The sequence below is a fragment of the Rhizobium altiplani genome (genome assembly GCF_001542405.1).
Taxonomy (GTDB): Bacteria; Pseudomonadota; Alphaproteobacteria; order Rhizobiales; family Rhizobiaceae; genus Rhizobium; species Rhizobium altiplani.
Genome location: NZ_LNCD01000121.1, coordinates 41,790 through 63,712, shown reverse-complemented (window position 1 = coordinate 63,712; position 21,923 = coordinate 41,790). Strand labels below are relative to the sequence as shown.

Below are 21,923 nucleotides of genomic sequence, written 5' to 3'. Positions count from 1 at the left end.
ACCTGGAAGATCGGCGCCTCCTCGTCCTTGTTGATGGCGACGATGACCTTCGAATCCTTCATGCCGGCGAGGTGCTGGATGGCACCCGAGATGCCGCAGGCGATGTAGAGATCAGGAGCGACGACCTTGCCGGTCTGGCCGACCTGCCAGTCGTTCGGGGCGTAGCCGGCATCGACGGCAGCGCGCGAGGCGCCGACGGCAGCCCCGAGCTTGTCGGCGACCGGCAGGATGACTTCCTTGAACTTTTCGGCCGAGCCGAGGGCACGGCCACCGGAGATGATGATCTTCGCAGACGTCAGTTCCGGACGGTCGGAGGCCGACAGCGCGTCCTTGACGAAGCTCGACAGGCCAGGGTTGGCCGCGGCCGCAATAGCTTCGACCGGGGCAGAACCGCCTTCGGCAGCGGAGGCGAACGACGCGGTGCGCACGGTGATGACTCGTCTAGCGTCGGTCGCCTGCACCGTCTGGATGGCGTTGCCGGCATAGATCGGCCGCTTGAACGTGTCTGCGGAGACGACCTCGATGATCTCGGAGACCTGCGCGACATCGAGCAGGGCGGCGACGCGCGGCATGACGTTCTTGCCGGTCGAGGTGGCGGCGGCGATGATCGTATCATAGCTTGCGGCCAGCGAAACGATCAGGGCGGCCAGCGGCTCGGCCAGATTGTTGGCAAGGCTTGCGTCCTCGGCAACCAGCACCTTGGACACGCCCGACAGCTTGGCAGCCTGTTCGGCCGCGGCCTTGGCGCCGGCGCCGGCGACAAGCACGGTGACGTCGCTTCCCTGTTCCTTGGCGATCTGTGTCGCCGCCGTCAGCGCCTTGGCGGTCTGGTCGGAAAGGTGGTTGCCGTCGTGATCAGCCAGAAGAAGAATGGCCATGGATATATCTCCCTTTCTCGAACCTTTAAAGCACGCCGGCTTCGACTTTAAGCTTCTCGACCAGCTCGGCAACCGACTTGACCTTGACGCCCGCCTTGCGGCCGGACGGCTCCTCGGTCTTCAGCACCTTCAGACGCGGCGCGGTGGAAACGCCGAAGTCGGCCGGCGTCTTCTTGTCGAGCGGCTTCTTCTTCGCCTTCATGATGTTCGGCAGCGACGCGTAGCGCGGCTCGTTCAGGCGCAGATCTGATGTGACGACGGCCGGAAGCTTGACCTCGATCGTCTGCAGGCCGCCATCGACCTCGCGCGTCACCTGGGCCTTGCCCCCAGGGCCAGCAACTTCGATCTCGATCTTCGAGGCGACGGTCGCCTGCGCCGCGCCGAGCAGGGCTGCGAGCATCTGGCCGGTCTGGTTCGAGTCGTCATCGATCGCCTGCTTGCCCGCGATGATCAGGCCCGGCTGTTCGGCATCGACTACGCCCTTGAGGATCTTGGCGACGGCGAGCGGTTCGACGGCGTCGTCGGTCTCCACCAGGATGGCGCGATCGGCACCCATGGCGAGTGCGGTGCGCAGCGTCTCTTCGGCCTTGGCCGGACCAATCGAGACGACGATGACCTCCTCGGCCTTGCCGGCTTCCTTCAGCCGCAGCGCCTCCTCGACCGAGATCTCGTCGAAAGGGTTCATCGACATCTTCACATTCGAAAGTTCGACGCCTGTGCCATCCGGCTTCACGCGGATCTTCACGTTGTAATCAACCACCCGCTTGACGGGGACGAGAATTTTCATGGGGTCCTTCCTTCAACTCTTTCGCCAAGAAAATGCGCGTTTCGGCGCTGCTCCGATTGTCGAATGGCGACATGGATACGCGTTTTTCCTCCAAACACAACGCTTCCATGGCGCAGATAGGCAAATTGATCCCGTGGATATATTACGTTTACGTTCACGTCAATATTGGAGTTATTGCTTGTCCCAAGGCAGGCGCGGGCGCAGCTGTTGGCCGGGCGTCACGACCATCGTCGGGTTGGCGGCTGGCCGGTTTTTGACAGCCCTGGGCGTGACGACCTCCCGATCGAATAACGGGACGCCGCGGCGACGCATCAGAAGGACCAACAGGCCGCCGGCGACGATGCCGCCGACATGGGCGCCCCAGGAGATGCTGCCGTCGGGTTCCAAGACCAGCATCACGAATTGCTGGCCGATCCAGAGAAGGAGCGGCACGAAGGCCGGCAAGGGCAGCGGGACGCGCATCAGCACCAGCACCCAGACCTTCACGCGGGGATGCAAGACGACGTAGGCGGTGACCACGCCTGAGATCGCGCCCGAGGCGCCCACGAGCGGCGCTTCCGATGTCGGCCCTACAAGGCCATGGACAAGAGCGCCGGCGGCCGCGCAGAGCAGATAAAAAATAAGAAAGCGGAAGTGCCCCATCGCATCTTCGACATTGTCGCCAAAGACCCACAGGAAAACCATGTTCGGCGCAAGGTGCCAGAAGCCGGAATGCACGAAGGAATAGGTGATGTAGGTTAGCGGTTCCGGGATAAGGGCCAGCGCCGGCGCCAGCCTGGCGTGGTTAAACGCAACCGCGGGAATGTAGCCCAGGCCGACAATCGTTGCCTGCGACGCGGACTCGTTGGCGACGACCCCGGTGAATAGCCAAACCGCGAAATCCACCGCGATCAGCGCCATCGTCACCCATTGGACCTTGATATGCTTCAGCGTATTGGCATCGTGCAGCGGTATGAACATGAAGCCTGCCCCGGCGTTCGCGCCACATAGTCGGGAAGGAACCTACCTGTTTTTTCCCGGAACCCAAAGCACATCCGCATGGCCGCGGTCATTGGCGTGGCGGGCGGCGACAAACAGGAAGTCCGAAACGCGGTTGACGTATTTCAACGCGGCATCGCTGACGACCTCGCCATCCGTGCGGGCAAGCTCGACCATCAGCCGCTCGGCGCGGCGCGCGATCGTGCGGGCGAGGTGAAGATGAGCGGCAGCCGAGTGACCGCCCGGCAGCACGAAAGATCTCAAAGGTTGCAGGTCAGCGTTCAATTCGTCGATGTCGTTCTCGATCCGCGAGACCTGGCTTTCAACGATGCGCAGCGGCTCGTGTGCGGGCGGTTTGCCATCGTCCGGCGTTGCAAGATCGGCGCCGAGATCGAAGAGATCGTTCTGGATCAGTGTCAGCATTCGGTCCAGGACCGGCATGCCCTGCATGTGAAGCCGCGCGACGCCGATCGCGGAGTTGGCCTCATCGATGGTGCCGTAGGCTTCGACACGCAGATCGTATTTCAGCCGACGCGGCCCGGAAACCAGGGCCGTCGTGCCGTCGTCGCCGGTCTTCGTGTAGATCTTGTTGAGCCTTACCATGCCTACCCCCTTCTTTTTCCCCGCCTTAGCTAGGGCGGCCGCCGCCGGTCAGCCAGAGTGTCAGCATGATGAGGAGCACTGCGATCGCCTGCAGGAGCACGCGCAGCTGCATCAGCTTGTTGGAAAGGTTCGGATTGCCGCCCTTCATCATGTTGAAAAGACCGCGAATCAGTACGATGGCGACAATGCCCATGACAATGATCGCGAGAATATAGGTGACCGTGGACATGCTGGCTTTGGCTTTCCTGATTAGTCCACCCAGCGCATCAGGCGATAGAAAAGGTCTGCAGGCAGCAGCCTTTTCAACACCATGCCCTGCTTCGCCGGCGTGGTTACGGGGTAATGTGGTTTCGGATTGTTCGAGTTCAATGCGTGCTTCAGTACGGTATAAACGGCTTCCGGACCAAGCTTATGTCGATTGGGGCGCCCCGAGCCGTCAAGACGCGCAAGCTGGCGGCGGTAATCTGCCGCATGGACCGAGTTCCTGACGTCTATGTGCTCGTGGATTTTTACGAGCGCATTTGCCGTAAAGCGAGACGCAATCGGGCCCGGCTCGATCAGGCTCACGTGAATGCCACTACCCTGCAGTTCCATGCGAAGACTGATGCTTAGGCCTTCGAGAGCGAATTTGGAGGCGGTATAGGCGCCGCGGAAGCGGTACGGCACGACACCGAGAATCGACGAGCACTGGACGATCCGCCCCTGATCACGCTTGCGCATCAGCGGCACGACCTGACGTGTCAACTCGTGCCAGCCGAAGACGTTCGTTTCGAATTGGGCGCGCAGAGCCTCGGTCGGCAGGTCCTCGACGGCGCCGGGCTGCCCGTAGGCGCCGTTGTTGAACAGCGCGTCGATGCGTCCGCCCGTCAGCTCGCTGACGTCGCGCACGAGATCCGAGATCGTATCGGGCCGCGTATAGTCCATGCGGAGGGCCTCGATGCCGTCGGCTTGGAGGGCGGCCAGATCATCGAACTTGCGCACGGTGGCGAAGACCCGCCAGCCATCGGCCTTCAGCGCGCGGGCGCAGTACGCGCCGATCCCGGAAGAGCATCCGGTCACGATGATGGTGCGCTGATCCGACATGGAATGATTCCTGTACAAAATAGGAGTGGTTTCCCATATTCGAACGGGCGACACAACGATCAAAGCCGGGAGACGGAATGCCGAAGATAATGCGCATCTTCTATGATGTGGTCTACGACGCTATCTGCCACCTTATAGAGGATGACGGCTTCGCGATGGCGAGCCATGTCGCGTTGTCGACGCTTCTCGCCGTTTTTCCATTTCTAATCTTCGGGACGACACTGGCGACCTTCCTGGGCGCTGACCAGTTCTCGGACAGGGCGATACATCTCATCTTCGACACCTGGCCCGAGGCGATCGCCAAGCCGCTTGTCGATCAGGTAATCCAGGTTCTGACGATACCGCGCGGCGGTCTGCTGACCGTGTCCGTGCTGGCGGCGGCCTACTTCGCTTCGAACGGAGTCGAGGCGCTGCGCATCTCGCTCAATCGCGCTTATCGTGTCCAGGAAACGCGGCCGTGGTATCTCACCCGCCTGGCGAGCCTTGGTTTTGTCATGATCGCCGTGGTCATTTTCGCCGCCGTCAGCGTCCTGCTGGTGGCGGTGCCGATTGCCCTGAACTACGCGCGCTATTGGTTTCCGCTGTTTGCCGACACGCTCGAGGTTGTTTTCAGCTGGCGCGTCTACGGCACGCTGTTCATGCTGACTATCGGCCTTTTCGTCGTTCACCTATGGCTGCCGGCGGGCCGGCGCCGGGTATTCGACGTGGCGCCAGGGGTGTTGGTAACGCTGCTGCTCTGGCTGGTGGGAGCCCTGATCTTCGCGTACTACCTCGCGACGTTCGCCAATTATACGGCGACCTATGCCGGCCTGGCATCGGTGATGATCGTGCTGATCTTTCTTTATATGGTCGGCGTCATCTTCATTGTCGGCGCCGAGATCAATGCCGCCCTCCTGAAGTTCCGCGTGCGTGCGATCTTCAAGAACAATTTCCTGGGCAGAGGTCAGGCCAAGGCGTCAAAGCCCGACAAGGTGACGGATATCGGCCGGTGACAGGCCGCGGTCGCGAAGTTCGCAAAGCCCCGTGTCGCTTCGGCTCTTCGAAAGCTTGCGTCCGTCCTCGTCGGTGATCAGGCGATGGTGATGGTAGACAGGCGCCGGCAGGCCGAGCAGCGTCTGCAGCAATCTATGCACCGAGGTTGAGTGAAAGAGATCGAGCCCACGGACCACATGGGTGATCCCCTGCAGCGCGTCATCGAGGACGACCGAGACATGGTAGCTCGACGGCGCATCCGACCGCGACAGGACAACGTCTCCCCACGCGCCTGGATTTGCGGCGATGGTGCCACGGTCGCCGTATCCTGTTTCCTCCCAGAAAAGAGCCTCGCCGACAGCCTCCAAAGCCTTGCTCATGTCGAGCCGCCAGGCGTGTTTCACGCCTGATGCGAGAAGCTGCCGTCGGTCGAAATCGGCGCGTTGACGATCGTCGGGGGGATAGAGCGGCGAGCCGTCGGGGTCTCGCGGCCAGGGGGTGCCATTGGCTTCGGCGGCGGCAACGCGCGTCTTGATCTCTCCCCGCGTCATGAAGGCGGGATAGGCGAGGCCGAGGTCGACCAGCCGGTCAAGCGCCGACTGGTATTCGGCGAAATGCTCCGACTGCCGCCGCACGGGTCGTTCCCAGTCTATGGCGAGCCATTCGAGGTCGGCGTAAATGCCGGCCTCGAATTCGGGTGTGCAGCGCGTCAGGTCGATGTCTTCTATACGCAGCAGAAAGCGTGCGCCTGCGGACGCCGCCATGTCTCTGTTCAGAAAGGCAGAAAGTGCATGGCCAAGATGCAGCGGGCCATTGGGGCTTGGCGCAAAACGAAAGACAGGCTTTTGACGGGGAATCGCGGTCATGCTTTCTTCTGCCACGGATTCGATGGGATCGCGAGGAAGCGTGTTGATCATTCGCAGCGACGATGACGTGAGAGAAGGTCTGGAGAAGCTGCTTCACCTGGATCCGAGACTTGCTGCCATTGCGGCCGAGACTGGCCCGCTTCCTTTGCGGCTGCGCGAACCGGGATTCGAGGGGCTCGCGCACATTATTGTCTCGCAAATGGTGTCGAGAGCCAGCGCCGAAGCGATCTGGAAACGGATGCGGCCGAGCGAAGGCGTGCTGACGGCTGATAATTATGTGCTTCTCCATCCGGAGGCCTGGCGGGAGTTCGGTCTTTCGCGCGCCAAGGCCGAAACGCTCTCGCGCATTGCCGAGGCGGTTGCCTCGGGCCGTCTCGACCTTGCAGCGCTTTCTGCGCTGCCGCCCGACCAGGCGCTGGCCAAGCTTACGGCTCTCAAAGGCGTCGGTCCCTGGACCGCCGAGGTTTATCTGATGTTCTGCGGCGGCCATGCGGACGTTTTTCCGTCCGGCGACGTCGCCCTGCAGAACGCCGTGGCTGCGGCATTCGATCTCGGCGCTCGCCCAGCTGCTCGCGAGCTGGCGTTCATGGCGGGTGGATGGTCACCGTGGCGATCGATCGCGGCGAGGCTATTCTGGGCCTATTACGCCGTCAAGCTCGGTCGCGGTATGCTGCCGGTCGACTGAGTGACCGTGCAGTAAATACAAGGATTGATGCCTGAATTTATTAGACTTCACAATGCCGTCACAACCGGCCTAATATAAGAGGGCAGATGCCGAATCGATCAGGAGAGTCCCTTGACGATTGCAGTCTCCCCCCAGGCCCTGCCAGCGCTCGTCCTGAACGCTGACTACAGGCCCTTGAGTTATTACCCCTTGTCGCTTTGGTCCTGGCAGGACGCGATCAAGGCGGTATTTCTCGACCGTGTGAATATCATTGCAGAATATGAGCATTCGGTATCTTCGCCGAGTTTTTCGATGCGGCTTCCGAGCGTCGTCTGCCTCAAGACCTATGTCCAGCCTTCCCGCAACCCGGCCTTTACGCGCTTCAACGTGTTCCTGCGCGACAAGTTCGAATGCCAGTATTGCGGCGAGCACGATGACCTGACCTTCGACCACGTCATCCCGCGTGCCCATGGCGGCGAAACGACATGGCAAAATGTCGTTGCTGCCTGCTCCCCCTGCAATCTGAGAAAAGGCAGCAAGCTGCCGAAGCAGGCAGGCATGTTCCCGAATCAGAAGCCGTACCAGCCGACGGTGCAAGACCTGCACAATAACGGCAGGCTTTTCCCGCCGAACTACCTGCACGACAGCTGGCTCGACTACCTCTACTGGGATAGCGAACTGCAGCCCTGATCAGTCTCTACTCGGACAGGCTCAGGCCGTCTTACGGACGCCGATGAAGGCGAAAGCCGCCAGGACAAGGCTTGTGATCACGTTCCAGCCTGCGAAGGAGAGGCCGAGGACGCGCAACGCGGCGTCTGTGCAGGAGGGGCCCTTGATGCTGTTCAGCTCGCCCAGCAGGTCGCCGGCATTCTGCGTCATGCTGCCTGCCGTCGTGGAGCAGGTCGCCGGCCCTTCCCAGAACTGCCACTCGACACCGGAGTGATAAACGCCCATGCCGGCGCCGACAATCATAAGCATGCCGGCGGCAAGCAGGAATGCCCGGCCGATCCAGCTCGGAAGGCCGACTGCGGAGGCAACCGCGCCGAGGATCGCGACCGGAATGCCGTAATAGTAGGGCTGGCGCTGCAGCAGGCAGAGCGCGCAGGGGATGTAGCCGCCGATATATTGAAAGCCAAGTGCAGTTCCGACGACGACCGCCATGCCTAGTGCGAGCACCAGCGAGTAGCCGACGACCGGGCGAGCAAGGGAAAACGAGGCAGGCATGAACGGACTCCGCGCGAATAGCTCAGTGGGCAAATAGTTTATAGGCAATCCCGAGGGCGATGGCGACGGCGGCAACAATGCCTGTAACCTGCGCAAGGCGCTTCTCGATGAAGTGGCGGATCGGCTCGCCATAGCGGCGCAGCAGCCAGGCGAGGAAGAAGAAGCGGGCACCGCGTGCGATGATCGCGGAAATAACGAAGAAGCCAAGGTTCATGTGAATGACGCCGGCAAGGATCGTCACGACCTTGATCGGCGGCAGATGCGCCAGGCCGGAGGTGACGAGCAGCAACAGCAGGATTTCCCACTCATCGTGGATATAGAGCCTGAGCTGCTCGAAGGCGCCAAGCTTTCCGTAGAATTCCAGAACCGGGCGAGCGATCGCATCATAGGCATAGTAGCCGAGCGCCCAGCCGGCGATGCCGCCCAGGACGGATGCAACGGTTGCGACCAGCGCGTAGCGATAGGCGCGTTCCGGCTTTGCGAGCCCCATCGGCAGGTAGAGAACGTCGGCAGGAACCAGAAAGACAGAACTTTCGACGAAGGCTATAACGGCGAGCCAGACTTCGGCCGATTTCCGGCCCGCGAGTGACATGGTCCAGTCGTAGAGTCTGCGGAGCATTCCGATCCTTTCGCTTCGAGCGCATGAGCTTTATGGGGCGTCTGCGCCGCTGTAAATGCTTGCTGTGTCGTTCGTAGGGTGACGTGCCAAAAATCTTCGTGATCAAACGGCGGCGATGAGCTCAGGAGTCGACGCTGGAGGGCTGATCTCTCTTCTGCCGCATGACGTTCATTTCGGTTCGTTCGCGCGCCATTTCGCTGACGGCCTGACGCAGAACGGGATGCTTTGCCGTGAACATGTTGAAATCACGTCTTTCGAGCACAAAGAACTGGCAGAAATCCACGGCAACGACGTCCGCGGTGCGTCGTCCGCCGCTGAGCAGCGCCATCTCGCCGAAGAACGCGCCCGGCTCCAGCCGGATCGGCTCGCCCGGTAGCTGTACTTCCACTGCGCCCGATGACAGGAAATACATGCCATCGCCTCGGTCGCCCTTGCGCACCACGCGTTCGCCCGGCAGGGCGGATTTCGGCCGAAAGAGGAGCAGCAACTCCTCCTGCGAATCTTCATCGACCTTGGCAAACAGCGGGAAGGTTTCGATAAGTTCTTCCATCTCGAGCTGATGCTTGTGCTCGCGGGCTTCGTTGATCGCTCGGATTTTTTCAAGCTCGCGGCCGAGTGCCTCGTGCCGGCGGCGGCCGAAGCGATTGCTGAGCACCGGCCATCTGGTGTGCACATGGGTATGCAGCGCTTCGGCACCCAAGCAGACGAGCGGATTGAGCGTGATCGAAATGATGGCGGATGCGAGGATGATGTCCTGCCCGTCACTTGGCAGCAGCCCGAGAGAAACGCCGAGGCTGGCGAGAATGAACGAGAATTCGCCGATCTGCGCCAGTCCGCCTGACACGGTCAGTGCCATGCCGATCGGATAGCGAAGCATGACGACGATGAGGAAGGAGACGATGGTCTTGCCGACGACAATCAGCGCCAGCGCGCTGATGACAGCCATCGGCTGCCGCACCAGGATCGACGGATCGAACAGCATGCCGACCGAGACGAAGAACAGCACCGAAAAGGCGTTCTGAAGCGGCAGCGAATCGGCTGCGGCCCGATGGCTGAGGTTGGACTCGCTCATCACCACGCCTGCGAAGAAGGCGCCGAGCGCAAACGAAACGCCGAAGACTTTCGCCGAGCCGAACGCGATGCCAAGCGCTATTGCGAGGACCGTCAGGGTGAAAAGTTCGCGCGAACCGGTTCTCGCCACGAGCGTCAGGAGCCAAGGGACGATCTTCGGCCCTAGAAAGATTGCCATAACCGCAAAGGCACCAACCTTCACCAGCGTCAGCGCTATCGTCAGCGGAAGCGGCAGCCCGGCGTTGTGGGCAAGGCCGCCCGCGGTCGCATGACCACCGAGCAATTCGGCGACGGCAGGCAGAAGCACCAGTGCCAGGACCGTGGCAAGGTCTTCGACGATCAGCCAGCCGACGGCGACGCGGCCGCTGGCGGAGTTGAGCAGGTTCCGCTCCTCCAGGGCTTTCAACAGCACAACTGTACTTGCTACTGACAGGCTGAGTCCAAGGACGATTCCCGCCCCAAGGTTCCAGCCCCACCAGCTGGCGAGCCCGATACCGAGCAGGGTAACGACGACGATCCGCGCGATTGCGCCCGGCACGGCAATCCCGCGCACGGCAAGCAGGTCGGCGGTCGAAAAATGCAAGCCAACGCCGAACATCAACAGGATGACGCCCATCTCCGCCAACTGGCTGGCAAGCTCGGCATTAGCGACGAAGCCGGGCGTCAAAGGGCCCATCACGATGCCTGCAAACAAGTATCCGACAAGCGGCGGCAGACGCACTCGATCGGCGAGATAGCCGAGTATCGCCGCGCAGACGAAACTCACGGCAACTGTTGCAATAAGCGATACTTCCTGATGCACGCGTGCGCTTTCCCTCTTGGCGGGCGCAGTGTGGCCGAAACGCCGAAGAAATTAAACAGTTGATTTGCCGCGTCGGGCCAATTGCTGGGTAGAGCCCGATTGAGGCAGCAATGTTGCAAACGACGAGATGAGAAAGCGTTGCCCTGCGGCAACACCCAGCTTCTGAACGATGCTGGAGAACCCCTGAAATTGCAGGTGAAGCGCTATACTCTCCATTAGAGCAGTTGCATATTTTCGTCCTGAATACTTGTTTAGACCGAGCGCATACGGGCAGAAGTTGACTGATACTGTTGATAGTTCATACCTTTCCACCCGGCGTGCCACGCGTCTAAGCACACTCCTGCCCGTGCTCCTGCTCGCCACATACTTTAGCGCCAGCTTCGTTCTTTGACTCTTGCGTGGTGGCGATCTGGCGTCCGACGAGGCAGAGCAGATCAGGCTCTCGCATGCCTTGCAACTGGGCTACGGCGACCAGCCGCCGCTCTACGACTGGCTATTCTACTATTTCGCCAAGATCTTCGGCGCCTCGGTCGACACGCTGGCTTTCGTAAAGAACGGGACGCTGCTGCTGAGTTGCATCTTTCTCTGTCTCGCGGCCCGCAAGGTGATGGGCAAGCGCGAAACTGCATGGATCGCCCCCCTCGGCTTCCTGAGCCTGCCTGTGGTCTTTCTGCTCTCGCAGCGGGATCTAACTCACAGCGTCGGCGCCTTCGCTGTCGTCGCGTTCTTTCTCTACGCACTGGCATTGATGGCGGAACGACCATCGACCGGCAATTATGCACTTCTCGGCGCAGCAGCCGGGTTGGGATTCCTTGCCAAGTACAACTTTGCGATCGTCCCGGTCGCGACGGTTGCAGCGCTCCTTCTCGAACCTGGCCTGCGGCGATTGGTCTTCAACTGGCGGCTGGCGGTGACCATCGCGGTTGGTCTCATCGTCGCGGCCCCGCATGTTTATTGGATCGTGACCCATCTGGATTTGGCGACCGGCGACACGCTGAAAAATTTGCGGGCAGCCGCTAGCGCCGGGATGCCCGAGCAAGTGGTTGCGGCCTGGGAGCTGTTGGGAGCGATCGTCAAATGTTCGGCGTTGACGCTCGCTATCCTCGCCATTGTCTATCGTGGCCATATCCGGACGATCCTTGGCACCAGCAGCGAATGGACGAGGGTCATCGGCCGGATGCTCGTCATCAGCATGTTTCTGGTCTACGTGATCATGCTCGCCGTCGATGCGACGATCATGCGTCCGAAGTGGATCTCGATCTTCTTCGTGGCGTTCCCGCTTTATCTGGCATTCAAGGTCGAGGCCTCGGGTGTCCAGGTCCCCGGCGCAATCGGGAAGCTTGTCGCGCTTGTGGGGGCGGTGATCTTTATCTCCCTGGGCGTCGTTTTCGTTGGGAGCTTCCACTAAAGCATGTCATGCGATGCCGCTCGTCTTGCCGAGACGCGGGCGGAGCGGATCGAGCGCTGATCTTGCGTGGCATCTGCCAGTGGCTGCCGCATGCCGGGGTGTGGCAAGCGCGCGAAATTATGACCCTTCGAAATTATCAGACATAGCAATAGCTTAGGGGATCGTTATGTCCTTCTCCGCGATGTCTGTCGCGGGCCCGAATTCATCGGCTAAAGCGCGCCTCACAGCCCCTACATTGGACGAGAAGCTCCGGTCCCTGGATAAGCACGTTTCGTACTAAGCCTTTCTGCCGACTTAGCGAGAAAAGGTGGAAGGCGTATTATCGATTGTCCAACGCTGTTTCGATCCCGTTTAGCAAGGAGCGTCAGGATGCCTTATTTCCAAGATCCGAATCTGCCACGCAATACCGCCGCCGACGGTTTCTGGGCGTGGCGGCTGCTGCTGGCGCTCGCCTTGCAAGCGTGGCGGTCCTTACAATGGCAGCGTCGTCTTTGCCGGTGAGAGCGGGCCCACGTAACGGGAACGGGAACTCGGGCGGAAATGGCAACTCCGGCGGAAATGGCAACTCTGGCGGGAATGGCAACTCTGGCGGGAATGGCAACTCTGGCGGCGGTGCGCAGTGCTTTCTGCGTGGGACGTCAATCCTTACGGATTGCGGCGAAAAGCGTGTCGAGGACCTGCAGACGGGGGATCGCGTTGTTCTTCTGGAAGGAGAAACCAGCCCAATCAAGTGGGTCGGTCGGCAGGTATTTACGAAGCGAGGCGCGTGCTGGCAGGAAGGCGTCGTACCGATTCGAGTGGCAAGTGATGCACTGGGCGATGGCACGCCACGTTCCGATCTCTACCTGTCACCCGGCCATGCTCTGTTCCTGAATAGCGTACTTATCCGAGTGAAGGATCTCGTAAACGGCACAACAATCGCGCCGATCGCACCGTGCGACGATATGACGATTGAGTATTACGCCGTCCTGCTCGCGACACACCAAGTAATCCTTGCTGAAGGCGCTGCGGCAGAAACCTTCCACCCCTCGGACAGCAATCGCGACAATTTCGGAAATTTCGCGGAATACGAACGCCTGTATGCTGGTGAGCTACGCGAGCCGATGACATCCTATGCGACGGTTCTGGGCGAGGAAGGCGGATGGCAACATCTGAAAGCCCTTCTTCTCCTCGGCGCCTCGCCTCTGGTGCCAATGCGTGATCCGTTCGAGGATGCCTGCGGGAAGATCAATGCGCAAGCCAAAGAGCTGTCCGCCTAGTGAGACTGATTTCGAGGTTTTGCGTGCTTGAGACAAAACGCCAAAAAAAATGAAGTCAGATCACTGGCGTATTGTCGGGATGGTGCCCCATGCCGGGGTCGAACCAGCACTTCTTTCGAAACTCGATTTTGAGTCGAGCGCGTCTACCAATTCCGCCAATGGGGCAACGGATACCGACGAGGCGGCTGTCTAGCATGCGTTCGCCCGCGCGCGCAAGACGGCGGGCGAAGTTCTCGGCTTGATTTGTTGGAGTTTCCGGCTCGCGACGTTCGGCCGGAAACGGTATCAATGCGCGACGGCGGCGGCGGGTTGATGGACGGCGGACTTCTTCAGCGTGATCGCGAGGACGGAAGCGAGCAGGCAGAAGGCGCCGGCAATGAAGAAGGCGGGCAGATAGCTCTGCAGTTCAGTGCGCGACCAGCCGGCGCCGTAGGCGGCGGTCGCTGCTCCCAGCTGATGGCCTGTGAAAACCCAGCCGAAGACGAGGCCCGCCTTTTCGCGACCGAAACGGTCGGCGGCAAGCTTGACGGTCGGCGGCACGGTGGCGATCCAGTCGAGGCCATAGAAGATCGCGAAGATCGACAGTCCGTAGAAGCTGAAATTGCTGAAGGGTAGGAACAGCAGCGACAGGCCACGCAGGCCGTAGTACCAGAAGAGCAGCCAGCGATTGTCGAAGCGGTCCGAAAGCCAGCCGGAGCCGATCGTGCCGAAGAAATCGAAGATGCCCATCACGGCAAGAACACTGGCTGCAGCCACCGGCATGATACCGAAGTCACCGCAGAGCGTGACGAAATGCGTCTGGATCAGGCCGTTGGTGCTGAGACCGCAGATGAAGAAGGTGGCAAACAGGATCCAGAAGGTCGAGGTGCCGGAGATCTCCTTGAGAACCGTGACCGGCGTTGCCAGCATCGCCAGCAGCCCGGATTCGGTTGGCGGCGGTGGCGTGATATGTGCCTCGCCGAAGGCGGGCAGGTTGAGGTCGGAAGGGCGGTCGCGCATGAAGGCCAGTACGATGAGTGCGGCGAACATGATCATGCCGCAGACCAGAAAGACTGTTGCGCGCCAACCGTAGCGTTCCGTCAGCTCCGCCATCAGTGGCAGGAAGACCAGCTGTCCCGTCGCAGAACTCGCCGACAGCATGCCTACCACGAGGCCGCGATGCTTGGTGAACCAGCGGGCGGATACGGTAGCGGCGAGCACCATTGCGGTCAGCCCGGTGCCGAAGCCGACGACGATTCCCCAGAGCAGGAGCAACTGCCAGAGTTCGCTCATGAAGAGCGAGCCGACGAAGCCGCCGCCGATCAGGATCATGGCGAAGACGATAACCTTGCGGATGCCGAAATAGTTCATGAAAGCGGCCGAGAACGGTCCCATAAGCCCGAACAGAATCAGCCGGACGGCGAGCGCGGAAGATATCTGCGAAGTTTCCCAGCCGAACTCGTCCTGGAGCGGCTTGATGAGGACGCCGGGGGCGCCCATCGCGCCAGCGGTCACCAGCATGGTCAGGAAGGTTGCTGCAACGACCACCCATCCATAGTGGATGTTGCGTCGCGCCAGAGATGAAGCAAGTGCAGTCGATACCATGTGGCCGTTCCGTTTTGAGGTTGCCGGAGACTATCGGAAGCTTTTAGATGATGGTCATCATAATTGTTGTGTATTGATGATGGGCGTCATATAAATTGTCAAGCTGCTAATTGCGGAGAACCGAATGCGGGTCAGCCGAGAGAAATTTGCCGAGAATCGCGAGAAAATCCTGACGGTTGCCGGGGTGCTGTTCCGTGAAAAGGGTTTCGACGGCATCGGCGTCGCCGAGATCATGAAGGCTGCCGGGATGACGCATGGCGGGTTCTACGGCCATTTCGAATCCAAGGAAGAACTGGCGCTGGAAGTGAGCCGCGCATTGATCGAGAAGGTGAAGATTCGCTGGAACGAGATCATCGCGTCGGCGCCGGAGCGGCCGTTGGATGCGCTGCTCAATCACTATCTGTCGCGCTGCAGCGTTGACGACCCAGGCGGCAGCTGCGTTTTCGCTTCGCTTGCGCAGGAAGTCAGTCGCAGTCACGGTGCGATGCGCGAGACATTCAACGATGGGCTTTCGATGCTCGTTGATATTTTGTCCGAGATTGTGTCCGGTAAAACGCCAGACGAACGGCGCGAGAAGGGCTTTACGACACTTGCAGCGATGATGGGTGCGGTGATCCTGGCGCGAGCCGTCGAGAGCCGTGAACTCTCCGACAGCTTTCTCTATGCGACTCGCGATGCACTTTCCCTTGAGAACAGGACCGAGGGCTAGCCGCGGCGTGCGATCAGGCCGCCGATCTCCACCACCTCCAGGAAGCTGCCCTCGGGCGAAAGCTTGAGGAGGGTGGCGCGAAGCTCGGCCTCGAAGGCTGCCGTCTTTGCGCCAAGCGCCTGTGGCGATGTCACCGAGGTCGAGAAGGCGCGGCCAACGATATCGTCGAGGCAGAGCTTGCGCTCCCTCACAACGGAGATCCGCTCCAGATCACCGAAGGGCGAGCGAAGGAGGATGCTTTCATGCTCAATCCAATCCGGGCTTTTCCGCCGTTCGCGATTGGCATTGCGCTCCGGTGCGAAGCTCTCGGCGATCTCGTTGACGGCCTGCCGCCAGTCGGGCGTCGAGGAGATGTGGCGATCGCCGAACAGCACCACGCAACCGTCAGTCACGGTGATTTCATCGAGAGCCTTCAGCGTCGCGGGGCGGTCCATCCAGTGAAACGAACGCCCCATGACCGTCATCTTGAGCGGCGCAAAGCGCGGGCCGAGATCGTATGAAGAGCCCTTGATGAAGGTGACGTTGACACCGACGGCGGCTGCATCCGTCCGCGCCGCCTCCAGCATTTCCGGTTCCGGATCGAGGCCAGTGACCGTTGCTCCGGCCAGCCGCGCGAAGGCAATGCCGAGCTGACCGGGGCCGCAACCAAGGTCAAGCACACGCTCGCCGGCCACGAGGCCGGCGCGCTTGGCAACCTGCCCGATGAGTTGATCGGGATAGGGAACGCGATAGCGCGTGTAGTAGGCGGCCGTGGATTGAAAGCGGCGCGCTTCGAAGGGGATCGTCGTCATGGCAATATCCTTGAACGGAAGTGGCCGCGGTCGCCGGCTCAACGCCCGCGACCGGCAACTCTCCAAACTGTCGCGTTATTTGAAACCTTCGACCCTGTGGGGAACATAGGGTTCCTCGAGCGCGGCGACGTCTTCTGGGGCCAGCTTTACGGACAGTGCGGCGACGGCGTCGGCCAAGTGCTTGGCTTTCGACGCGCCGATGATCGGCGCCGTGACGGCGCCCTTCTGCAGGATCCAGGCGGTCGCAATCTGGGCACGGGAGACACCATGTTTTTCGGCCAGCTTTCCGACAACGCCGATGATGGTACGATCGGCGTCTTCCGCCTGCTTGTAGAGCGTCTTGCCGAATTCGTCCGTCTCGCTGCGGGTCGTCTTCTCATCCCAGTCGCGCGTCAGCCGACCGCGGGCGAGCGGGCTCCAGGGAATGACGGCGATCTTCTGATCCTGGCAGAAGGGCAGCATTTCGCGCTCTTCCTCCCGGTAGAGCAGGTTCAGATGATCTTGCATGCTGACGAATGGCGTCCAGCCATTGGCGCGCGAGGTATAGAGCATCTTGGCGAATTGCCAGGCATACATGGAGGAGGCGCCGATATAGCGCGCCTTGCCTGCCTTCACGACATCATGCAGGGCTTCCAGCGTTTCTTCGATCGGCGTCGTATAATCGAACCGGTGGATCTGATAGAGGTCGACATAGTCGGTGCCAAGGCGACGCAGGCTGTTGTCGATCTCGTCGAAGATCGCCTTGCGCGACAGGCCGGCGCCGTTCGGCCCCGGACGCATGCGGTTAAAGACCTTGGTCGCGAGCACGATCTCGTCCCGCTTTGAAAAGTCCTGGATCGCGCGCCCGACGATCTCCTCCGAGGAGCCGTCCGAATAGGTGTTGGCGGTGTCGAGGAAGTTGATGCCGAGATCGAGCGCCTGTCTGATCAATGCCCGGCTGTCTTCTTCGCCGAGTGTCCAACTGTGGTTGCCACGGCCAGGTTCGCCGAAGGTCATGCAACCCAGGCAGATCTTCGACACTTCCAAGCCAGTGCCGCCAAATTTGACGTAATCCATGAAATTGCTCCAAACGAGTCGCTACCCAGCGCCCTTTGATCTAGCGCGGCAAGCTTGAAAGTGTCTGCTCCTCACACAAAAGTTTTGTGACCATCGAGAAGCCATCGCAAGGTCTCGCGCTTGCGTGTGCCGGGCTCTCGGTGTTAGCTGCTGCAGCATTTGACTGGATTTTCGCCGATGAGACTACCGCAGCGCGATCGCTACGAAGACCTTTACCGTGATTTCGCCTGGGAAATACCGGAGGATTTCAATATCGGCCGCGCGGTGAGCGACGAATGGGCGGCGCGGACGCCTGATCGCGTTTGCCTTGAGCACTTCAGCCCTGACGGCAATCATCTCTCCATGACCTACCGCGAGCTGGCCGACCGGTCGGCGTCGCTCGCCAATGCGCTGGTGTCTTTGGGGGTAACGAAAGGTGATCGGGTCGCCCTGCTCCTGCCGCAGTCGTTCGAGACCGTTATCGCCCATGTTGCAATCTACAAGATCGGCGCGATCGCACTGCCGTTGGCCTTGCTCTTCGGCGTCGAGGCGCTGGAATACCGGCTGCGGACCGCGGGCGCTTTCGTCGTCATCACCAACACATTCGGGCTCGACCGCATCAGCCATATCCGCGAGCGACTACCTGACCTTTCCGAAGTGATCTGCGTCGACGGCGATCGACAGGGCGTGCGATACTTTTCAGCGCTGGTCGAAAGCCATCCCCCGGTGTTCGAGGTCGCGAAAACCGCGCCCCACGATCCGGCGCTGATGATCTTCACGTCGGGAACGACCGGTCCGCCGAAGGGCGCGCTTCACGGTCATCAGGTGCTGGCGGGGCACATACCGGGCATGCAGTTTGCCCATGAGGGATTTCCGCAGGCCGGAGACAAGGTCTGGACACCTTCGGACTGGGCCTGGGCTGGCGGTTTGCTGAATGCGCTGCTGCCCAGCCTGTTGCTCGGTGTTCCCGTCGTCTCCTCGCCGGCGCAGAAATTCGATGCCGACATGGCTTATCGCATCATGGCCGAAATGAAGGTGCGCAACGGTTTCATTCCGCCGACGGCCTTGCGGCTACTGAAATCGGTGCCAGATCCACGTGCCAAATATGATCTCGTCTTGCGCACCATCGGCGCAGCGGGCGAGTCGCTCGGTGCCGAAACGCTGGAATGGGTCAAGCGGACGCTCGGGATTACGGTCAACGAGTTCTACGGCCAGACGGAGTGCAATTTCGTGCTTTCGTCGAGCGCCGCGATCGGAATCAGTCGTCCCGGCGCAATCGGACGCCCGGTACCCGGGCATCGTGTGGCCATCGTCAGCGAAGCCGGCAAGGAGCTTCCTGTTGGCGAAGCTGGGCAGATTGCCATCCGCCGCCCGGATCCCGTGATGTTTCTCGGCTATTGGGACGACGTCGGGGCGACCGAGCGGAAGTTTGTCGGCGATTGGCTTCTGACAGGCGATATCGGGCGCCAGGATGCGGACGGCTACGTCACCTTCTTCGGGCGGGATGACGATGTCATCACCTCCTCAGGCTATCGGATTGGGCCAGCCGAAATCGAGGACTGCCTCATCGGCCATCCCGCCGTGCAGCTGGCCGCAGCCATCGGCAAGCCCGATCCCGTTCGCACCGAGATCGTCAAGGCCTATGTCGTGCTGGCGCCAGGATTCGAGCCAAGCCAACAGCTGGCGTCCGAGATCAGCGAATGGGTGAAGTTGCGGCTTTCGATGCACGAGTATCCGCGCGAAGTGGAATTTGTCCCGGAACTGCCGCTGACCACGACAGGCAAGGTCATCCGGCGCCTGCTCAGGGAGCGGGCCGCTGCCGGCTGACGGCTTTGGCGTGACCTGACGTCACTGGGGAGACTTTCCACGCCGGGCGAGTGACATGATCTTCTGTCGCAGCATCTTCGCGACGTTGCGGGTGCTGCTGTACATATGGAGCTGGGCGGCCACCTGGCGCACGTCCCGGTCGCCGTTCTGGTTCAGCCCGATTACCATCGTGCCCATCTCCTCCCGCTCCTTCCAGAAGCGATTGATCATCGGGTGATCGGGGATGGCGCAGGAGTCGGAACGAACGATGTTGGCGTCGTCAAGGTGCCATTCGGTCACCTCGCCCATCAGCAACTTGCCTGGCGAGTAGCGCGCATAGGCTTCGTCGTAGGCCGTCTTCCAGGTGTAGGCCTCGCCGCCCATCATCAAGACCACCATCGAGGCGATTGCCTTGCCGTTGAGGTCGATCGTGTGGACACGAACGGCATCGACGGCGGCGAGGTTGGAAACCGCCTCTCGGGCAAAGGCGGTGTGGTAGCGATCGGTCACCAGCGCACTGCGCTTCTTGCCCTTCCAGCCGCCGGCCTCGAGCGCAAGGAACTCTTCGAAACGCGCGTGGACTTCACGCGCCTGGCGGGCGACGTTATAAACCACCGTGCCCAAGTCCTCGAGCAGACGCCATTGCCGCCGCATCTCCTTCAGATGCGACGAAGAAATCGCGTCGCGCAGATAGACGGTTGCTTCCTCGTCGCTCTGCAGCATGGCGCGCTGATAGGGATTGGCGATGGTGATCGGCAGGTTGCGGCCGATGGCGACCGCCCTTGCCATGCGGGCAAAGAGCCCGTTCAGCCTGACATCCGGCAGCACGAGAATTGGGGGCAGGCGCAGGTCCCGATGGGTCAGGCCGTCATAGAGATTGTCCAGCGTTTCGCCTGCATCCTCGGTATCGACCAGCGGCGTGCCGAGCGGTGCAAAGCCGTTCGACCAGACCCGTACGATCGAGGGGCCGACGGCGAAGCCGGGTTTTTCGATGGAGAACGGCATCAGGAAGCGCATCCGGCTTCGCGTGTCGCTCAGATCCCGCAACAGGGCGAAGTTCACCTCTCTATCATCCAGCCGCGGCATGGCCGGGGCGAGGAAGCGACCGGTGAAGAAGACATTCGGCTCCATCGCTCGGTTGGAGAGGAAATCGAGCTCTTCCTGCAGTTCGTAGCCGAGCTTGCCGGAATAGAGGCAGAGTTCACGGCCCGGACGGCCGACTTCAACGCGCGCATCCGGCCGTGGCATGTCGAAATCGAGAGCCGCTAGCTCGTGAACCATGCGGTTCGTCGTGACATCGGTCGTTTCGGTAGCTGGAGGAATGCGCACCATTATATCAGGCTTCCATGTCTGTTTTGGCCGGAGGCGTGGCAAATGCGAAAAGCATAATTCCAAGCGCGCGCCGGACGGCAAAATGCAGGAGGATGGCTTCGACGCCCATGGCCGAGGCCGTGGCGATCGCCGCACCCTCGATACCCAGTCTTGGGATGAGGAGCAGGTTGAGGCTGATGTTCGCTGCCAGCGCTCCGGCATAGAGCAGAACGCAGACGTTCTGCTTGCCAGCCATCATCAGCAGCGTTTCCGCTGGTCCGACCAGGGCCTTGGCGAGGATGCCCGCCAGCAGGATTGCCATCACGATATAGCCGGCGGTGAAAGCGCCGCCAAAGAGCGAGAGCAGAAAATGGCCGGCGGCGACAACGGCCAGGCCGATGGCGAGCGCGGGCCAGAAGGTCCATTGCGCGGCGTCGATCGCAGCAGCCGCGAGCTGCTCGCGTGTCCCCTCGGCGATGAGGCTTGAAAAGCGCGGACCGGATGCCGCCTTCACGGAGAAATTGATGAAGTGGACCAGCGCCATCGTCTTGGCGGCGGCGAAATAGATCGCGACGTCGTGCGGTTCGAGGAAGATGCCGACCACGACCACATCAGAATTGGTCAACAGGAAGCTGACCCCCTCGATAAGGAAGATTGGGAAGGCGACACCAAGCCAACCGAGAAAGTCGACCTCGCGCGGACCCTCTTGGTAATGGCGGCGCAGTCGCAAGAGCGTTGCGACGTATTGGCCGACGGTGGTGACATAGGTCGCGATGAGTGCGGCCTGCATCGCCGTCATCGCGGTGCGCGGCGCGCCAAGCCCGATCGCAGTCAGCATGAAAAGAATGATGAGGACCGGCCGTACGATGTAAGCAGGACTCAACGCCATGACAGGCCAGTGATTGGCCCGCGACGTGCCTTCGAGAATATCACCGAGGGCGATCATCGGCATGGCGACCAGTCCGAGGAAGATCGGGATGACATAATAACCCTCGATCCTGTCGCGGAAGAGATGCAGGGCGATCATGCCGATGACAAGAGCGGCCGTGCCAGAGAGCAATCCGAAGATGCGGGCGGTGCCGGTCAGTCCGCGGATCTTCTCAAAAGAGCCGGCCGCCTTGTATTGCGGCAGGAACCGCACGACGGCGGTGTGGAAGCCCAGGCATGAAAGATCGCCGAAGAGGACGATCAGCACCCAGACGAATACAAAAATTCCGTACTCATATTCGCCCATGAGGCGGGCCAATACGATTTGCGACAGAAAGGCGAGGGCGGCGCTGACGATGCGGATGGAAAAGGCGGTCAGCGCCATGCGCTGAGCTGTAGCCTTATCGCCGCGCGCAGTCAGAGCGGTCACAAACGAGCGCAGCAGGCGACTTCCCGCCGGGCGCAGACCCGCAGGCAGCATCTTTTCCGCCGTCTCAATGACCGCCATCACAAACACGCAAAACTCTTCAGGCAAATCGTCGTCGA

At 61.1% G+C, this 21,923-nt stretch carries 21 protein-coding genes, 1 tRNA gene and 1 pseudogene; 7 read left to right on the top strand and 16 right to left on the bottom strand.

Annotation, left to right across the window (positions count from 1 at the left end):
* From AS026_RS28240 to AS026_RS28215, 6 genes are all read right to left on the bottom strand, one after another.
* The coding region (locus tag AS026_RS28240; RefSeq protein WP_062369096.1) for an electron transfer flavoprotein subunit alpha/FixB family protein at window positions 1–878 on the bottom strand (878 nt) is incomplete at its 3' end.
* Window positions 879–903: 25 nt separating this feature from the next.
* The gene (locus AS026_RS28235; protein WP_062373581.1) at window positions 904–1,665 is read right to left on the bottom strand and encodes an electron transfer flavoprotein subunit beta/FixA family protein; all 762 of its coding nucleotides are present in this window, start codon (window positions 1,663–1,665) and stop codon (window positions 904–906) included.
* 171 nt (window positions 1,666–1,836) lie between these two features.
* Window positions 1,837–2,625, bottom strand: a complete 789-nt coding sequence (locus AS026_RS28230) for a rhomboid family intramembrane serine protease (RefSeq protein WP_062373575.1) — start codon at window positions 2,623–2,625, stop codon at window positions 1,837–1,839.
* A 42-nt stretch (window positions 2,626–2,667) separates the two neighbouring features.
* Window positions 2,668–3,246: a cob(I)yrinic acid a,c-diamide adenosyltransferase gene (locus AS026_RS28225; protein ID WP_018857809.1), complete on the bottom strand. Its 579-nt coding sequence runs from the start codon at window positions 3,244–3,246 to the stop codon at window positions 2,668–2,670.
* A gap of 25 nt (window positions 3,247–3,271) precedes the next feature.
* Window positions 3,272–3,475, bottom strand: coding sequence for a twin transmembrane helix small protein (locus AS026_RS28220; protein ID WP_018857810.1), 204 nt, complete (start codon window positions 3,473–3,475; stop codon window positions 3,272–3,274).
* 20 nt (window positions 3,476–3,495) lie between these two features.
* A complete protein-coding gene (locus tag AS026_RS28215) occupies window positions 3,496–4,329 on the bottom strand; it encodes an SDR family oxidoreductase (protein ID WP_018857811.1) in 834 nt (277 codons plus the stop codon).
* A 77-nt stretch (window positions 4,330–4,406) separates the two neighbouring features.
* Here AS026_RS28215 and AS026_RS28210 point away from each other — a divergent pair, with 77 nt between their 5' ends.
* Entirely contained in the window at window positions 4,407–5,321 is a 915-nt protein-coding gene (locus AS026_RS28210; protein WP_018857812.1) for a YihY/virulence factor BrkB family protein, read from the top strand.
* Here the strand turns inward: AS026_RS28210 and gluQRS are convergent.
* Window positions 5,286–6,167 (bottom strand): tRNA glutamyl-Q(34) synthetase GluQRS, encoded by an 882-nt coding sequence (gene gluQRS / locus AS026_RS28205; protein WP_062373570.1) that lies wholly within the window; start codon window positions 6,165–6,167, stop codon window positions 5,286–5,288. The two genes, AS026_RS28210 and gluQRS, sit on opposite strands and share 36 nt — an antisense overlap.
* Between gluQRS and AS026_RS28200 the strand changes: the two genes are divergently transcribed.
* Window positions 6,166–6,852, top strand: coding sequence for a DNA-3-methyladenine glycosylase family protein (locus AS026_RS28200; RefSeq protein WP_018857814.1), 687 nt, complete (start codon window positions 6,166–6,168; stop codon window positions 6,850–6,852). The genes gluQRS and AS026_RS28200 overlap by 2 nt on opposite strands.
* A gap of 111 nt (window positions 6,853–6,963) precedes the next feature.
* The gene (locus tag AS026_RS28195) at window positions 6,964–7,521 is read left to right on the top strand and encodes an HNH endonuclease (RefSeq protein ID WP_007790722.1); all 558 of its coding nucleotides are present in this window, start codon (window positions 6,964–6,966) and stop codon (window positions 7,519–7,521) included.
* Window positions 7,522–7,542: 21 nt separating this feature from the next.
* Here the strand turns inward: AS026_RS28195 and AS026_RS28190 are convergent, their stop codons facing one another.
* The 3 genes from AS026_RS28190 to AS026_RS28180 form a co-directional block, all read right to left on the bottom strand.
* Window positions 7,543–8,055 (bottom strand): disulfide bond formation protein B, encoded by a 513-nt coding sequence (locus AS026_RS28190; RefSeq protein WP_062373567.1) that lies wholly within the window; start codon window positions 8,053–8,055, stop codon window positions 7,543–7,545.
* 22 nt (window positions 8,056–8,077) lie between these two features.
* Window positions 8,078–8,674 (bottom strand): YqaA family protein, encoded by a 597-nt coding sequence (locus AS026_RS28185; RefSeq protein WP_025661635.1) that lies wholly within the window; start codon window positions 8,672–8,674, stop codon window positions 8,078–8,080.
* A gap of 121 nt (window positions 8,675–8,795) precedes the next feature.
* Complete coding sequence (locus AS026_RS28180; RefSeq protein ID WP_025661636.1) at window positions 8,796–10,547, bottom strand: cation:proton antiporter domain-containing protein; 1,752 nt, start codon at window positions 10,545–10,547, stop codon at window positions 8,796–8,798.
* Between the two features lie 394 nt (window positions 10,548–10,941).
* Here AS026_RS28180 and AS026_RS28175 point away from each other — a divergent pair, with 394 nt between their 5' ends.
* Both AS026_RS28175 and AS026_RS28170 read left to right on the top strand, forming a co-directional pair.
* Window positions 10,942–11,955 carry a glycosyltransferase family 39 protein gene (locus tag AS026_RS28175; protein WP_245307665.1) on the top strand — a complete coding sequence of 338 codons (1,014 nt, stop codon included), beginning with the start codon at window positions 10,942–10,944 and terminating at the stop codon, window positions 11,953–11,955.
* Window positions 11,956–12,324: 369 nt separating this feature from the next.
* Window positions 12,325–13,214: pseudogene (locus tag AS026_RS28170) on the top strand (Hint domain-containing protein).
* Between the two features lie 80 nt (window positions 13,215–13,294).
* Here the strand turns inward: AS026_RS28170 and AS026_RS28165 are convergent.
* Window positions 13,295–13,379 (bottom strand) — tRNA-Leu (locus tag AS026_RS28165).
* 120 nt (window positions 13,380–13,499) lie between these two features.
* A complete protein-coding gene (locus tag AS026_RS28160) occupies window positions 13,500–14,798 on the bottom strand; it encodes an MFS transporter (protein ID WP_025661639.1) in 1,299 nt (432 codons plus the stop codon).
* Between the two features lie 124 nt (window positions 14,799–14,922).
* Here AS026_RS28160 and AS026_RS28155 point away from each other — a divergent pair, with 124 nt between their 5' ends.
* Entirely contained in the window at window positions 14,923–15,507 is a 585-nt protein-coding gene (locus AS026_RS28155; RefSeq protein ID WP_025661640.1) for a TetR/AcrR family transcriptional regulator, read from the top strand.
* Here AS026_RS28155 and AS026_RS28150 read toward each other — a convergent pair.
* Both AS026_RS28150 and AS026_RS28145 read right to left on the bottom strand, forming a co-directional pair.
* A complete protein-coding gene (locus tag AS026_RS28150) occupies window positions 15,504–16,298 on the bottom strand; it encodes a class I SAM-dependent methyltransferase (protein WP_062373590.1) in 795 nt (264 codons plus the stop codon). The genes AS026_RS28155 and AS026_RS28150 overlap by 4 nt on opposite strands.
* A 75-nt stretch (window positions 16,299–16,373) precedes the next feature.
* Window positions 16,374–17,354 (bottom strand): aldo/keto reductase, encoded by a 981-nt coding sequence (locus tag AS026_RS28145; protein WP_018857838.1) that lies wholly within the window; start codon window positions 17,352–17,354, stop codon window positions 16,374–16,376.
* A 177-nt stretch (window positions 17,355–17,531) separates the two neighbouring features.
* Between AS026_RS28145 and AS026_RS28140 the strand changes: the two genes are divergently transcribed.
* Window positions 17,532–19,160: an AMP-binding protein gene (locus AS026_RS28140; protein WP_062373563.1), complete on the top strand. Its 1,629-nt coding sequence runs from the start codon at window positions 17,532–17,534 to the stop codon at window positions 19,158–19,160.
* A gap of 21 nt (window positions 19,161–19,181) precedes the next feature.
* Here AS026_RS28140 and AS026_RS28135 read toward each other — a convergent pair whose 3' ends face one another.
* Complete coding sequence (locus AS026_RS28135) at window positions 19,182–20,471, bottom strand: GNAT family N-acetyltransferase (protein WP_018857840.1); 1,290 nt, start codon at window positions 20,469–20,471, stop codon at window positions 19,182–19,184.
* A gap of 4 nt (window positions 20,472–20,475) precedes the next feature.
* A complete protein-coding gene (locus AS026_RS28130; protein WP_062373558.1) occupies window positions 20,476–21,885 on the bottom strand; it encodes a lipopolysaccharide biosynthesis protein in 1,410 nt (469 codons plus the stop codon).
* Window positions 21,886–21,923: the final 38 nt, after the last annotated feature.